The organism is Rothia santali, from assembly GCF_024199905.1.
Taxonomy (GTDB): Bacteria; Actinomycetota; Actinomycetes; order Actinomycetales; family Micrococcaceae; genus Rothia; species Rothia santali.
Genome location: NZ_JANAFB010000013.1, coordinates 12,699 through 26,211, shown reverse-complemented (window position 1 = coordinate 26,211; position 13,513 = coordinate 12,699). Strand labels below are relative to the sequence as shown.

Sequence of the window (13,513 nt, the reverse complement as noted above, 5' to 3'; positions counted from 1 at the left end):
AGCATGACCGTCATCACAGACCTGCGCGAGAACCTGGCCGACGTCCTCGAGGCGGTGGGCCCCGGCAGCCCCACGCTCTGCGAGGGGTGGGACTCCCAGCACCTCCTGGCCCACCTGCTCCTCCGCGAGACCCGGCCCGACGCCGCGGCCGGCATCTTCCTGCCCCCGCTCAAGGACCGCACGGAGCGGCTGCTTCAGGAGCGGGCCGAGGCCATGGCCGATCCCGAGGGCTACGCCCGCGGCGTCGCGGAGTTCCGGGAGGCGAGCCCGCTGAGCCGGCGCTCGGCGCGCGTGGACGCCGCGATGAACTTCGTGGAGTACGTGATCCACCGGGAGGACGCCCGCCGCGGCTCGGCGGAGGCCACGCGGCGGGCGGCCGGGGTCGGCCCCTTCGCCCCCGACGAGCGGCAGCGCGTCTGGGACCAGCTGCGCCCGCCGCTGGCGATGTTCGCCAAGGACTACCCGGACGGGCTCGAGCTGGTGGGCACCGACTCCGAGGGCCGCCCGGCCCTGGGCTCGCGCACGATCCGCCGTCCCGCGGCGCAGTCGCGCGTCGGCGGCCTGGTGCAGCGCGTGGTCCGCGCGCCCTCGGAAGGGACGTTCACCGTCCTGGAGGGCGAGCCGGTGGACCTGCTCCTCTACCTCTCGGGGCGGCAGGGCGCGGCGCGGGTGAGCAGGGGCTGAGCCCGTCGCGCGGCGGCTCACCCCGGGCGGGCCCGCGGCCTCAGCGGACCTCGTACCCCGCCGCGCGGATCGCGTCCTTGACCTCGGCGATCGCGTGGTCAGGGCCGAAGTGGAAGACCGAGGCGGCCAGCACGGCGTCGGCCCCCGCGGCGATGGCCGGCGGGAAGTCCGCGGGCTTGCCGGCCCCGCCCGAGGCGATCAGCGGCACGTCCACCGCGGCGCGCACGGCGCGGATCATCTCGACGTCGAAGCCCTCGCGCGTGCCGTCGGCGTCCATCGAGTTCAGCAGGATCTCCCCCGCCCCGCGCCGGGCGCCCTCCCGGGCCCACTCCACGGCGTCGATCCCGGTCAGCCGTCGCCCGCCGTGCGTGGTGATCTCGAAGCCCGACGGCGTGTTCCCGGTCCGCTTGGCGTCCACCGACAGCACGAGCACCTGGTTGCCGAAGCGCTGGGCGATCGCGTCGATCACGTCCGGGTCGCGGATGGCCGCGGTGTTGATCGAGGCCTTGTCGGCGCCGGCGCGCAGGAGGCGGTCGACGTCGTCCACCCCGCGGACCCCGCCGCCCACCGTGAGCGGGATGAAGACCTGCTCGGCCGTGCGGGCCACGATGTCGAAGGTGGTCTCCCGCTCGCCGGAGGAGGCGGTGACGTCGAGGAACGTGAGCTCGTCGGCCCCGGCCTCGTTGTAGCGCTTGGCGAGCTCGACCGGGTCCCCGGCGTCCCGGAGCCCCTCGAAGTTCACGCCCTTCACGACCCGCCCGGCGTCGACGTCCAGGCAGGGGATGACTCGGATGGCGACACCCATGTGCGTTCTCCTCCCCGCGGCCCTAGAGGCGCGCGGCCGCGATCGGCGAGACGAGGATGGCCCGCGCCCCGACCTCGTACAGGCGGTCCATGGTCTGGTTGGTGCCGCCCTTGGGGACCATCGCGCGCACGGCCACCCAGCCCTCGCGGGACAGCGCGGAGACGGTCGGCGCCTCCAGGCCCGGGGTCACGGCCGTGGCCGCCTCGAGCAGGTCCTCGCGGATGTCGTAGTCCATCATCACGTACTGCCGGGCCACCAGGACGCCCTGCAGGCGCCGGGAGAGGATGTCCACGGCGTCGGTGTCCTGCACGTCCTGCTGGCGGATCAGCAGGGCCTCGGAGCGCATGATCGGCTCGCCGAAGACCTCCAGGCCTGCGGCGCGCATGGTGTTGCCGGTCTCGACGACGTCGGCGATCGCGTCGGCCACGCCGAGCCGGATCGAGGACTCGATCGCCCCGTCCAGCCGCACGACGCCGGCGTCGATCCCCGCGTCCGCGAGGTGCTGCCGGAGCAGCTTGTCGTAGCTGGTGGCCACGCGCTTGCCGGCCAGCTGGCGCACGTCGGAGAACTCCCCGGCGGGACCGGCGAACCGGAAGGTGGACTTCGCGAAGCCCAGGGCGAGGGCCTCCTCGGCGGCGCCCTCGGAGTCCAGGAGCAGGTCACGGCCGGTGATCCCGACGTCGAGGATGCCGGAGCCGACGTAGACGGCGATGTCGCGCGGGCGGAGGTAGAAGAACTCGACGTTGTTCTCCTCGTCGGCGATCACCAGCTCGCGGGTGTCGCGGCGCTGGAGGTATCCGGCCTCGATGAGCATGGTCTGGGAGGCCTGGGAGAGGGCGCCCTTGTTGGGCACGGCGATGCGCAGCATGGGTGGTTCGGGTCCTTCGGTGGTGGGGCGGGGTGTCCGGGTCGGGTCTAGAGGTGGCGGTAGACGTCCTGCGGGCTGAGCCCGCGGGAGATCATGAGCACCTGCAGATGGTAGAGCAGCTGCGAGATCTCCTCGGACAGCTCCTCGTCGGACTGGTACTCGGCAGCGATCCAGACCTCGCCCGCCTCCTCGATGACCTTCTTGCCGATCCCATGGACCCCGGAGTCGAGCTCGGCGACGGTGCGGGAGCCCTCGGGGCGGTCCCGGGCTTTGTCGGACAGTTCGGCGAAGAGGCTATCGAAGGTTTTCACGCTGACCACCCTACAACGCGCTCAGCGCATCGGCGGTCTCGACGGCCGCGGCGGCCGCCTCGTAGCCCTTGTCCTCGTGCGAGCCCTCCAGGCCCGCGCGGTCCAGGGCCTGCTGCTCGTCGTCGCAGGTGAGCAGGCCGAACCCGACGGGCTTGCCGGAGTCCAGGGCCACCCGGCCGAGGCCGTCGGTCGCGGCCTGGCAGACGTAGTCGAAGTGCGGGGTGCCGCCGCGGATGACGACGCCGAGCGCGACGACGGCGTCGTGGTCCGCGGCCAGCCGGGCGGCGGCCACCGGCAGCTCGAAGGAGCCGGGGACGCGGACCAGGGTGACGTCGTCGACGCCGGCCTCCTCCAGGGCGCGCCGGGCGCCGGCGACCAGCCCGTCCATCACGACGGTGTGCCACGAGGCGGCGACGACGGCGACGCGCAGGCCGCTCCCGTCGAGCTCCTCGAGCTGGGGGGTGTGGGCTCCGGTTCCTGCCATGGGTTCTTCTCCTCGGGGTCGGGACGCACCGGGCGGTGCGCGGGTCGTGGGTGGTTCTCGGACGGGGGGCGGTGTGAGGGGGCGCCGGCGGCCGGGTCCTCAGGTCCCCGCGGGCGGCTGCAGGAGGATGCGGTGGCGCATCCGGTCCCGCTTGGTCGCGAGGTAGCGGGCGTTCTCGGGCACGGGCTCGATGACGTCCGGCTCGAGCGTCCGGACGGTCAGCCCCTGCTGTTCGAGCGCCTCGGCCTTGGCGGGGTTGTTGGTCACCAGGTGCAGGGTCGTGATGCCCAGGCCCTCCAGGATGCGGGCGGCCTGGCGGTAGTCCCGCGCGTCGGCGGGGAGGCCGAGCTCGAGGTTCGCGTCCAGGGTGTCCAGGCCCGCGTCCTGCAGCGCGTAGGCGCGCAGCTTGTTGACCAGGCCGATCCCGCGGCCCTCGTGCTGCCGCAGGTACACCAGCGTCCCGCCGTGGCGGGCGATGATGCGCAGCCCCTCCTGCAGCTGCGGGCCGCAGTCGCAGCGCCGGGAGCCGAAGACGTCGCCGGTCAGGCACTCCGAGTGCAGGCGCACGTAGGGCGCCTCGTCGGAGCCGAGGACGGGGGTGCCGTCCGGGCCCAGCGCCGTCGCGCTCAGGTGCTCGGAGCCGTCCGCGAACCCCCAGGCCCGGACCGCGAAGGAGCCGTGCTGGGTGGGGACGGTCACGGGGTCGGTCACGGCGAGGAGCTCGGGGTCCGTGCGGGGGACGAGGCGGCCCGGTTCGGGGAAGAACTCCTCGGGGTCCGCTCGGCGCGTGTCGGTCATGCTCGCAGCTCCTCCTCGGTGGGGTTCTGGGTGGTCTCGGCGTCCTCGGCGGCGTAGGCCGCGAGCGCCTCGATCGAGATCATGGGCAGGCCGTGCTCCGTGGCGAAGCGGCGCAGGGCGTCGAAGCGCATCATCGAGCCGTCGTCGTGGACCAGCTCGGCGATGTAGCCGACCTCCGGGAGGCCGGCCAGCCGGGCGAGCTCGACCGAGGCCTCGGTGTGTCCCGGGCGCTCGGCGACGCCGCCGTCGACGGCGCGCAGCGGCAGGATGTGCCCGGGGCGGGTGAGGTCGGCGGGCGCGGTGCGCGCGTCGGCGAGCAGGTTCAGCGTCAGGGCCCGGTCGGCCGCGCTGATCCCGGTGCTGACCCCGGCCGCCGCGTCGCAGGTGATCGTGTAGGCGGTGCCCTTGGGGTCCTCGTTGCGCGCGACCATCGGGGGCAGCGCGAGCGCGTCGGCCCGCCGCCCGGTCATGGGGGCGCAGACGACGCCGGAGGAGTAGCGGATCATCATGCCCAGGCGCTCGGGGTCGGCGAGGGCGGCCGCGCCGACGAGGTCGCCCTCGTTCTCGCGGTCCTCGTCGTCGACCACGACGACGAGCCCGCCGGCGGCGATCGCGCTGAGCGCCGCATGCACGGGGTCCAGGGCGCCGGCGGGGTCCGCGGGCGGGACGGCGGGCGCGGGGGGAAGGATCGCGACGGCGTCGGCCGGGATCGGGGCGCCCGCGGTCGCGGCCGGTCGGCGCCGGCGGCCGGGTCGGCGCCGGCGGCGATCGCGGCGGAAGCGGAGAGGCTCGCGGACGGGATGGAGCCGGCCGCGGCCGGGTCGGCTACGCCCTCCGCACCGGGGACGGCGTCGGCGAGGAGCCCGGGATCCGCCGGGAGGCCCTCGAACTGCCGGGCGCGCAGCAGGTACTTGGCCACGGCGTCGGTCTCGAGGTTCACGGCGTCGCCCACGCGGGCCCCGCCCAGGGTCGTGGCGCGCAGGGTGGCGGGGATGATCCCGACCTCGAACCACGGCTGCGGGTCCCCCGCCGGGCTGACGGCGGTCACGGTCAGGGAGATACCGTCCAGGGCGATCGAGCCCTTCTCGGCCAGCTGCGGCGCGAGCCCGGCCGGGATGCCGACGCGCACGGTCGTCCAGTCGGCGTGCTCCTCGAGGGCGAGGATGGCGCCGGTGCCGTCCACGTGCCCCTGGACGATGTGCCCGTCGAAGCGCCCGCCGGCGGGCAGACACCGCTCCAGGTTCACGCGGGCGCCGGGGGCGAGCGCGCCGATGCCGGTCCGGTGCAGGGTCTCGCCCATGACGTCGGCGACGAAGCGCCCCTCCGCGCCGACCGGCCGCACCGCGGTCAGGCAGACGCCGTTGACCGCGAGCGAGCCGCCCTCGGGTAGGTCCTCGGCCACGCCCTCGGCGCGCAGCACCAGCCGGGCGGAGTCGGCGTGGCGCTCCAGGGCCTCGACCGTGCCCAGGCTTTCGATGATTCCGGTGAACATGTGGTGGCCTCTAGCCTTTCGTCGCGGGGCGTGGTTGCAGGTGTGTCATCAGGTCGGGGCCGCGGCGGCCCAGTCCCTCGCGGGTCGCGTCCGCCTCCTCGCCGGCCGGGTCGACCTCCCAGCGGAGGGCCGCGCCGAGGGTCCCGACCCCCAGCTCGCCGATCCCCCGGGTGCCCGCCCCCAGCAGGGTCGGGGCCGCGTACCAGTAGATCTCGTCCACGAGGTCCGCGGCGAGGAACGCGGTGATCAGCCCGGGCCCGCCCTCGATGAGCACGTGCTCGACCGAGGCTGCCTTGAGGGACTTGAGCGCCTCGGCGGGGACGCGGCTGCGCAGCGGCAGGTGCCCCGGACCCTCGTGGAGCCGGGCCCCCGGCGGCAGCCCGCGCAGGCCCATGACCGCGCGGAGCGGCTGCCGGCGGGTCTCGACGCCGTCGGTCCCGCGGCGGGTCAGCCGGGGTCGTCGGCGAGCGCGGTGCCCGTGCCGACCAGGACGGCGTCGGCCCGCCCGCGCAGCTCATGGCCGTGGGCGCGGGCCTCGGGGCCGGTGATCCACTGGCTCGTGCCGTCGGGCGCGGCCACGCAGCCGTCCATCGAGGCGGCGATCTTGGCGGTCACGAAGGGCCGGTGCTCCTCGCGGGTGCGCCACCAGCGGTGGTTGAGCCGCCGCGAGCGCTCGGCCATGAGCCCGCCGCGGACCTCGACGCCGTTCTCGGCCAGGAAGCGCGCCCCGCCGCTGGCCCAGGCCGTGGTGTCCGAGTCCGCGTAGACCACGGAGCCGACGCCGGCGGCCAGGATCGCGGCGCTGCAGGGGCCGGTGCGCCCGGTGTGGTTGCAGGGCTCGAGCGTGACGTACATGCGCGTCGCGGCCAGATCCGTGCCGGCCGCGCGGGCGCGCTCCAGGACGTCGACCTCGGCGTGGGCCGTGCCGGCGCCCCGGTGGTGCCCCACGTGCAGGATCTCCCCGGAGGCGTCGGTGAGGACGGCGCCGACCAGCGGGTTGCCGCCGCGGCTGCCGAGCCGGGCGGCGTCGAGCGCCGCCCGCATGGCCGCGCGGTCCCGCTCGCTCCACGGCCCGCCGGGCGGGCCCCGTGCCTCGGCCGGGGTCATCGGAGGCCTCCCGACCGGTGGCGGGGAGCCGTGCTGGAGGCGTGGTGGAGCGCGCCGGAGCCGGTGTCCGCGTGCCGGGAGTACGGCGCGGGGTGGGAGGACCGCGCGGAGCGGCGGCCCGCGTCGGGGCCGGCCGCCTCGCCCGCGGGCTCGAGACCCACCGTGGGGTCGGGGAACCGGGTCTCGACGCTGACCCGCTCCTCCCGGTTGCGCGTGCGCCACCAGACGAAGAAGCCGACGAGCGTGAAACCGCCGTAGAACAGGTACATCAGCCCGGAGGCGTAGTACCCGGCGGAGAACAGCAGGGGCACGCCGACGACGTCGACCGCGACCCAGATCAGCCAGAACTCGACCCAGCCCCGAGCCATGCCCCAGGTCGCCAGCAGGGAGCCGACGAAGATCCACGCGTCGGACCACACGGGCTCGTAGGAGCCGAGGGCCCTGAAGACGGGCGTGAGGGCCGCGGTGCCGCCCACCAGCGCGACGACGAGCAGCAGCCGCTCCCGGCCGCTCGCCCACCGGGGGCTCACGGGTGCGGAGTCGCCGTCCCGGGCGCGCTTCCAGCGGTACCAGCCGTAGATCGACACGACGATGAACATGACCTGGCGACCGGCCTGGCCGAGCAGGTTGACGGGGTTCGGGGAGCCGAAGACGGCGCCGAGGAAGACGGTCAGCAGCAGGAGGTTGCCGAGGATGCCGACGGGCCAGGCCCACACCTTGCGCCGCATGCCGCCGAGGGCGCAGGCCAGGCCGAAGACGTTGCCCAGGACCTCGCGCCAGAGGACGAAGCCGCCGCCGACGGGCAGCTGGGCCTCGAAGAGCCACCGCAGAAGATCCATGCCGCTCCTTCCGGGTCTGCGGGGCCCCGGGGAGAACTTCAGCGGACCGGCACGGGTGCCCGAACCCGGGCGGTCGCTCGCCGCCGGGCCCGGGAGCCGTGGGGCGGCCCGCCGAGCTCGTGCACCTTCATCCAGACTGTACTGTCGGTACCGGAATCACACCGGTTCGGCCGCGGTCTTCCGAGACGGGCTGGCCGTTCGGATCGCGCGGGTCGCGGACTATACCGCCGGTTCGGAATTTCACCGACCCCCGGAGCACGAAATGTATAAGCGTGATCACGATTATGGCACACGCCTCCGGATCCGGCGCGCAGGTCGGGGCGGCGTTCTCGGCCAGAGAACGACGCCGCCCGGCCCGGGGGCGCTCCCCGGCGGCCGACCCCTCAGACCTCGCCCGCTCAGGTCCCGCCTCCTCGGGGCCCGCCCGCTCAGGCCCCGCCCCCTCGGGTCCCGCCCGCTCAGGGTCCTTCCGCTCAGGTACCGTCTGCGCGTCCCCCGCACCACTCGGCGAGCACCCGCGTCGTCCGCAGGTTCCTCGCAGTACCCTCGACGCCGAGCGCCCGCTCCAGGCGGGGCAGACCCAGCTTCGAGTTCCGCGACGACTCGCGGTACAGGACGACCGCGTGGTCCGGCTCGAGGACCAGCCGGTCGCCGCCGAAGGCGCCCTCCTCGGCCACCGCGAGCAGCTCCTCCCGGCCCGCGGCGAAGCGCGCGACGTCGCCGTCCCCGCCGGGCGGGTCCCAGAAGACGAGGTGGGTCAGCTTCTCGTCCGGGTCGGCGTCCTCGGGGACCGAGCGAAGCGCCGCGGCCAGGCGCCCCGCCCCCACGGTCAGGCAACGGGCGGTCACGCCGAACCGCGCGGCCAGGATGCCGGCCACGGCGTCGGCCCGGTCAGTCCCGACCGCCGCCGCGTCTCCGGAGCCCCCGCCCCCGGCCGCCGGGTCCTCAGCACCCGCGCCCCCGGGCGCGGGGACGCCGGCCGCCGGGGCGTCGAACACCAGGTTCCCCGACTGCAGGTAGGCGCGGGGCCGCCCCAGCGACGCCGCCTCGCAGGCGGCCACGAGCTCGGCCATCCGCACCCGGTGGTGGGCGCCGACGTTGATGCCCCGGATGAGGACGACCGACCCCGCCACGACCGCCTCCCCGCTACCGCGTCGCCCCGAGGCCGCAGGCCGCCGCCGCGCGGCCCCGCAGCCCCTCGATGGCGCCGGCGCGGTCCGCCGCGCCGTAGACGGAGGATCCCGCGACGAACACGTCGGCGCCGGCCTCGGCCGCCCGCTCGATGGTCGCCTCGGAGATCCCGCCGTCGACCTGCAGCGCGACCCGCGCCGAGGAGCCGCGGATCGCCTCGGCGGCCCGGCGCAGCTTGGGCAGGGTCACGTCGAGGAAGGCCTGGCCCCCGAACCCGGGCTCCACGGTCATGACCAGCAGGAGGTCCAGCTCGGGGAGCAGGTCCAGGTACGGCTCCACCGGCGTCGCGGGCCGCAGGGCCATGCCCGCGCGGGCGCCCTGGGACCGCAGCTCGCGGGCCAGCTTGATCGGGGCGGTCGCGGCCTCGGCGTGGAAGGTCACCGACTCGCAGCCGATCTCGGCGTAGCGCGGCGCCCAGCGGTCCGCGTCCTCGATCATGAGGTGCACGTCGAAGGGCACCGGGGAGACCTCCCGCAGGCGCTCGACCACGGCCGGGCCCCAGGTCAGGTTGGGCACGAAGTGGTTGTCCATGACGTCGACGTGGGCGGCGTCGGCGGTCTCGATGGCCGCGAGCTCCTCCCCCAGGCGGGCGAAGTCGGCGGAGAGGATGGACGGATGGATGCGGACGTGGCTCAACTGCTGCCTCCCGGCGCCTCGGACGGATGCTGACGGGCCGGGCGGTGCCCGGCCTCACCCCCCTAGGCTACCCGGGCCGGTTCGCGCGGCCGGGTGCCAGAGGACAGATTTCCCTGACCTAAAGGTCCGAAGTGGCATCCGACGTGCGCCGACCCGGTCCCTCGCGATCCCTGTCAGTGAGCGGCGGAGAATTTCGACAGGGCACCTTTCGATAGGGTACCGAAGTTAATTTGGCGCTTAGCTTCGCCTTACCTAATCTAAGAGGCGCGGGGCTCGACCCCCTCCCACTCGATCACCTCCCGAGGAGCACGACACCGACATGCGCACCTTCACCCGACCCCGCCTGGGGATCCTCGCCCTGGCCTCGGCCGTGACGCTGACCCTCGCGGCCTGCTCCGGCGGCGACTCCGAGCCCGCCGCGGAGTCCTCGCCGTCCAGCGACCGGGTCGAGGTCACCGACATGGCCGGCAACGTCGTCGAGGTCCCCAGCGACCCGCAGAGCGTGGTGGCCACCGACAACCACGCCTTCCAGATCCTGGACGACTGGGGCGTGCAGCTCTCCGCGGCCCCGCTGGACCTGATGTCCGAGGACGTCGTCTCGTACCCGGGCAACGCCGAGGTCGCCAACCTGGGCAACCACCGCGAGCCGGACCTCGAGGCCATCGTCAACGCCGACCCCGACGTCGTCGTCAACGGCTACCGCTTCTCCAGCCACGCCGAGGACATCAAGAACCTGCTGCCCGAGGACACCGCCTTCATCGACCTCGACCAGCCGGAGGACATGCCGCTGGACGAGTACCTGCGGAAGTCCACGACCCTCATGGGCGAGATCTTCGGCCACCAGGACGACGCCGAGAAGCTCGTGGAGGACTTCGACGCCGCCGCCGAGCGCGCCCGCGAGTCCTACGACGGCGAGCAGTCGGTCATGGGCATCATCACCAGCGGCGGCGACATCAACTACGCCGCGCCGGGCGAGGGCCGCGCGATCGGCCCGGTCTTCGACTGGCTGAGCCTGACCCCCTCGCTCGAGCAGGAGGGCAGCGAGAACCACCAGGGCGACGACATCTCGGTCGAGGCCATCGCCGGCTCCAACCCGGACTGGCTGCTGGTCATGGACCGCGACGCCGCGGTCTCGGACGCCGAGGCCGGCTTCAGCCCCGCCGCTGACCTCATCAAGAACTCCGAGGCGATGGCCAACGTCCCCGCCGTGCAGCAGGACCACATCGTCTACCTGCCGGAGAGCTTCTACCTCCACGAGGACATCGTCCTCTACACCGAGTTCCTGAACTCGATGGCCGACTCCTTCGAGCAGGCCAAGTAGCCCGAAGGCCCGACGACGGACCCCCGGCGCCTCCCCGATCCCCCCGCCCCCGCCCCACGCGGCGGGCGGGGGGATCGCCGCGCCGCGGACCCGGCGTCGGACCCCCGGTCCCCCACCCCGAACCCCCACGAGACAAAGCACGTGAGCCTGACGACCACCCCACCCGACGCACCCCGCGACGCCCCGTCCGCGCGGCCTGGCACCGCGCCGCGCCGCGCCCGCTGGCGCCTCGCCTGGCCCCTGCTCCTCGCGCTGGCGGCGACGCTGGCGCTCATGGTCCTGTCCCTCTTCGTCGGCGTCTACGACATCTCCGGCGGCGAGGGCGGTTGGGAGATGTTCTGGATCACCCGGGTGCCCCGCACCGTCTCGCTCGTACTGGCGGGCGCGGCCATGTCCATGGCCGGCCTGGTCATGCAGCAGATGACGCAGAACCGCTTCGTCGAGCCGACCACCACCGGGACCACCGAGTGGGCCGGGCTCGGGCTGCTGGTGACCATGATCGCGCTGCCCTCCCCCGGGATCATGGAGCGCATGGTCGGGGCCGTGCTGTTCTCCTTCGTCGGGACCATGGTGTTCTTCCTCTTCCTGCGGCGGGTCACGCTGCGCTCCTCGCTGATCGTGCCCATCATCGGCATCATGCTGGGCGCGGTGGTCAGCTCGATCTCCACGTTCATCGCGCTGCAGCACGACCTGCTGCAGAGCCTCGGCATCTGGTTCGCGGGCAGCTTCACCGGCGTCGTGCGCGGGCGCTACGAGCTGCTGTGGATCGTGCTGGTCGTGGCGGTCCTGGTGTTCGTGGTGGCCGACCAGTTCACCGTGGCCGGGCTCGGCCGCGACGTCGCGACCAACGTGGGGCTCAACTACAACCTGGTCGTCTTCCTGGGCGTGACCATGGTCGCCCTGGTCACCGGCGTGACCACGGTGGTGATCGGGGCGCTGCCCTTCCTGGGGCTGATCGTGCCCAACGTCGTGTCCCTGATCCGCGGCGACAACCTGCGCACCAACCTGCCGTGGGTGTGCCTGACCGGCGTCTGGGTCGTGACCGTGTGCGACATCATCGGCCGGACCATCATCATGCCCTTCGAGGTCCCGGTCTCGCTGATCCTGGGCGTGGTGGGCGCGGTCGTCTTCGTGACCCTGCTGGTCAGGAGGCGCCGCCATGTCTGAGTCCCTCCAGGCGACCGCATCCGCGCGCACCGGCCGGCGGACCGGGCCCTTCCCCACGCCCGCGCGGCGCCGGCGCTACCTGATCGTCGTCGGCGTGCTGCTCGTGATCGCCCTCCTGGCGACCTACGGGATCCTCGGATACGGCAACCGGGCGGAGTTCATGTCCCGGCAGTGGGTGACCATCGCGGGGCTGCGCGTGGAGAGCGTCGTCGTGATCCTCGTGGTGGCGTTCTGCCAGTCCTTCGCGACCGTGTCCTTCCAGACCGCGACGCAGAACCGGATCCTCACGCCGTCCATCATGGGCTTCGAGTCGATGTACGTCGCGATCCAGACCGCCGCGGTGTTCTTCCTGGGCATCTCCGGGGTCACGCTGCTGGACGGGCCGGCGCGGTTCTTCCTGCAGGCGGGGCTCATGGTCCTGATGTCGGTGCTGCTGTACTCGTGGCTTCTCTCGGGCCGGTTCGGGAACCTGCACATCATGCTGCTGGTCGGCGTCGTGATCGGGGGCGGGCTCGGCTCGCTCTCGACCTTCATGCAGCGCCTGCTCGAGCCCAACGAGTTCGACATCCTCAGCGCCAGGCTGCTCGGCAGCATCTCCAACGCCTCGACCGAGAACCTGCCGTACGTGATCCCCGTGTGCCTCGCGGCCGGCGTCGCGCTGTGGCTGCGCTCCCGGCGCATGAACCTCATGGCCCTGGGCCGGGACGCGACCAACAACCTGGGCCTGAACCACCGCCGGGAGCTGATGACGACGCTGCTGCTCGTCTCGATCATGATGGCCATGACCACCTCCCTGGTGGGGCCCATGACCTTCCTCGGCTTCCTGGTCGCGACGCTCGCCTACTCGCTGACCGATACCTACGACCACCGGCTGATCCTGCCCGTGGCCTTCCTGGCCGGGTACTCGGTGCTCGCGCTGGCCTACTTCACGCTCCGCAACGTCTTCTACGCGGGCGGGGCCGTGACCGTCATCGTCGAGCTCGTGGGCGGGCTCGTCTTCCTCATCGTCCTCCTGCGAAAGGGGCGCCTGTGATCTCGCTCGAGAACGTCTTCAAGAGGTACAGCGACGACGTCGCCATCGGCCCCATCAGCCTCGAGATCCCCCGCGGCGGGGTGACCGCGCTGGTGGGACCCAACGGCGCGGGCAAGTCGACCGTGCTGACCATGATCGGGCGCCTCCAGGAGCCCGACGCCGGGACCATCCGGGTGGGCGGGCACGACGTCGCCCGCACCCCGTCCAAGACCATCGCCAAGGTGCTGTCGATCCTGCGGCAGGAGAACCACTTCGTGACGCGGCTGACCGTGCGGCAGCTGGTCGGCTTCGGCCGGTACCCGCACTCGCGGGGGCGGCTCACGGTCGAGGACGAGCAGCACATCGACCGGGCGATCGAGTTCCTGGACCTGGCCGAGCTGCAGGACCGCTTCCTGGACCAGCTCTCCGGCGGGCAGCGCCAGCGCGCCTACGTGGCGATGGTCCTGGCCCAGGACACCGACTACGTGCTGCTCGACGAGCCGCTGAACAACCTGGACATGCAGCACTCGGTGCAGATGATGAAGCAGCTGCGCCGGGCCGCGGACGAGCTGGGGCGCACGATCGTGATCGTGCTGCACGACATCAACTACGCCGCGCACTACGCCGACCGGATCGTGGCGATGAACGACGGGCGGCTCACCGAGACGGGACCTCCCGAGGAGATCGTGCGCGGCGAGGTCCTCAGCCGGATCTTCCACACCCCGGTGGAGGTGGTGGACGGGCCGCAGGGGCGGCCCGTCTGCGTGTACTTCTAGGGCGGGGCTCCCCCGGTGCGGG

General features: G+C 73.4%; 14 protein-coding genes, 2 pseudogenes and 1 riboswitch. Of the genes and pseudogenes, 5 read left to right on the top strand and 11 right to left on the bottom strand.

The features are described 5' to 3' along the window. Positions 1–3 precede the first annotated feature (3 nt). The gene (locus tag NBM05_RS06945) at positions 4–684 is read left to right on the top strand and encodes a maleylpyruvate isomerase family mycothiol-dependent enzyme (RefSeq protein ID WP_254166101.1); all 681 of its coding nucleotides are present in this window, start codon (positions 4–6) and stop codon (positions 682–684) included. Positions 685–724: 40 nt separating this feature from the next. Here NBM05_RS06945 and hisF read toward each other — a convergent pair whose 3' ends face one another. From hisF to rpe, 11 genes and pseudogenes are all read right to left on the bottom strand, one after another. Then, a complete protein-coding gene (gene hisF / locus NBM05_RS06940) occupies positions 725–1,489 on the bottom strand; it encodes an imidazole glycerol phosphate synthase subunit HisF (RefSeq protein ID WP_254166100.1) in 765 nt (254 codons plus the stop codon). Positions 1,490–1,511: 22 nt separating this feature from the next. Further along, positions 1,512–2,357, bottom strand: a complete 846-nt coding sequence (hisG, locus tag NBM05_RS06935) for an ATP phosphoribosyltransferase (RefSeq protein WP_254166099.1) — start codon at positions 2,355–2,357, stop codon at positions 1,512–1,514. 47 nt (positions 2,358–2,404) lie between these two features. Then, a complete protein-coding gene (locus NBM05_RS06930; protein WP_254166098.1) occupies positions 2,405–2,668 on the bottom strand; it encodes a phosphoribosyl-ATP diphosphatase in 264 nt (87 codons plus the stop codon). A 10-nt stretch (positions 2,669–2,678) separates the two neighbouring features. Continuing rightward, entirely contained in the window at positions 2,679–3,152 is a 474-nt protein-coding gene (gene ribH / locus NBM05_RS06925) for a 6,7-dimethyl-8-ribityllumazine synthase (protein ID WP_254166097.1), read from the bottom strand. 99 nt (positions 3,153–3,251) lie between these two features. Beyond that, on the bottom strand, positions 3,252–3,950 hold the full coding sequence (locus tag NBM05_RS06920) for a GTP cyclohydrolase II (RefSeq protein WP_254166096.1): 699 nt from the start codon (positions 3,948–3,950) through the stop codon (positions 3,252–3,254). Then, positions 3,947–4,537: a 3,4-dihydroxy-2-butanone-4-phosphate synthase gene (gene ribB / locus NBM05_RS06915; RefSeq protein WP_254166094.1), complete on the bottom strand. Its 591-nt coding sequence runs from the start codon at positions 4,535–4,537 to the stop codon at positions 3,947–3,949. Before ribB ends, NBM05_RS06920 begins: the two co-directional genes overlap by 4 nt. Continuing rightward, positions 4,456–5,442, bottom strand: coding sequence for a riboflavin synthase (locus NBM05_RS15645; RefSeq protein ID WP_254166092.1), 987 nt, complete (start codon positions 5,440–5,442; stop codon positions 4,456–4,458). The genes ribB and NBM05_RS15645 overlap by 82 nt, the downstream gene beginning before the upstream one ends. 10 nt (positions 5,443–5,452) lie before the next feature. Next, positions 5,453–6,486, bottom strand: a pseudogene (gene ribD / locus NBM05_RS06905) (bifunctional diaminohydroxyphosphoribosylaminopyrimidine deaminase/5-amino-6-(5-phosphoribosylamino)uracil reductase RibD). 212 nt (positions 6,487–6,698) lie between these two features. Continuing rightward, a pseudogene (gene pnuC, locus NBM05_RS06900) lies at positions 6,699–7,388 on the bottom strand (nicotinamide riboside transporter PnuC); the annotation flags it as partial. Between the two features lie 116 nt (positions 7,389–7,504). Beyond that, positions 7,505–7,650, bottom strand: a riboswitch (FMN riboswitch). Between the two features lie 211 nt (positions 7,651–7,861). Continuing rightward, complete coding sequence (locus NBM05_RS06895; protein WP_254166091.1) at positions 7,862–8,521, bottom strand: DUF1697 domain-containing protein; 660 nt, start codon at positions 8,519–8,521, stop codon at positions 7,862–7,864. A gap of 13 nt (positions 8,522–8,534) precedes the next feature. Continuing rightward, positions 8,535–9,215 (bottom strand): ribulose-phosphate 3-epimerase, encoded by a 681-nt coding sequence (gene rpe / locus NBM05_RS06890; protein WP_254166090.1) that lies wholly within the window; start codon positions 9,213–9,215, stop codon positions 8,535–8,537. A gap of 319 nt (positions 9,216–9,534) precedes the next feature. Between rpe and NBM05_RS06885 the strand changes: the two genes are divergently transcribed. The 4 genes from NBM05_RS06885 to NBM05_RS06870 all read left to right on the top strand — a co-directional run bounded on the left by NBM05_RS06885 (position 9,535) and on the right by NBM05_RS06870 (position 13,491). Continuing rightward, positions 9,535–10,536 (top strand): siderophore ABC transporter substrate-binding protein, encoded by a 1,002-nt coding sequence (locus NBM05_RS06885; protein ID WP_254166089.1) that lies wholly within the window; start codon positions 9,535–9,537, stop codon positions 10,534–10,536. A 141-nt stretch (positions 10,537–10,677) separates the two neighbouring features. Beyond that, positions 10,678–11,703 carry an ABC transporter permease gene (locus NBM05_RS06880; protein ID WP_373689305.1) on the top strand — a complete coding sequence of 342 codons (1,026 nt, stop codon included), beginning with the start codon at positions 10,678–10,680 and terminating at the stop codon, positions 11,701–11,703. Then, complete coding sequence (locus tag NBM05_RS06875) at positions 11,696–12,736, top strand: iron chelate uptake ABC transporter family permease subunit (RefSeq protein WP_254166088.1); 1,041 nt, start codon at positions 11,696–11,698, stop codon at positions 12,734–12,736. Before NBM05_RS06880 ends, NBM05_RS06875 begins: the two co-directional genes overlap by 8 nt. Beyond that, positions 12,733–13,491 (top strand): iron ABC transporter ATP-binding protein, encoded by a 759-nt coding sequence (locus NBM05_RS06870; RefSeq protein WP_254166086.1) that lies wholly within the window; start codon positions 12,733–12,735, stop codon positions 13,489–13,491. The genes NBM05_RS06875 and NBM05_RS06870 overlap by 4 nt, the downstream gene beginning before the upstream one ends. Positions 13,492–13,513 lie beyond the last annotated feature (22 nt).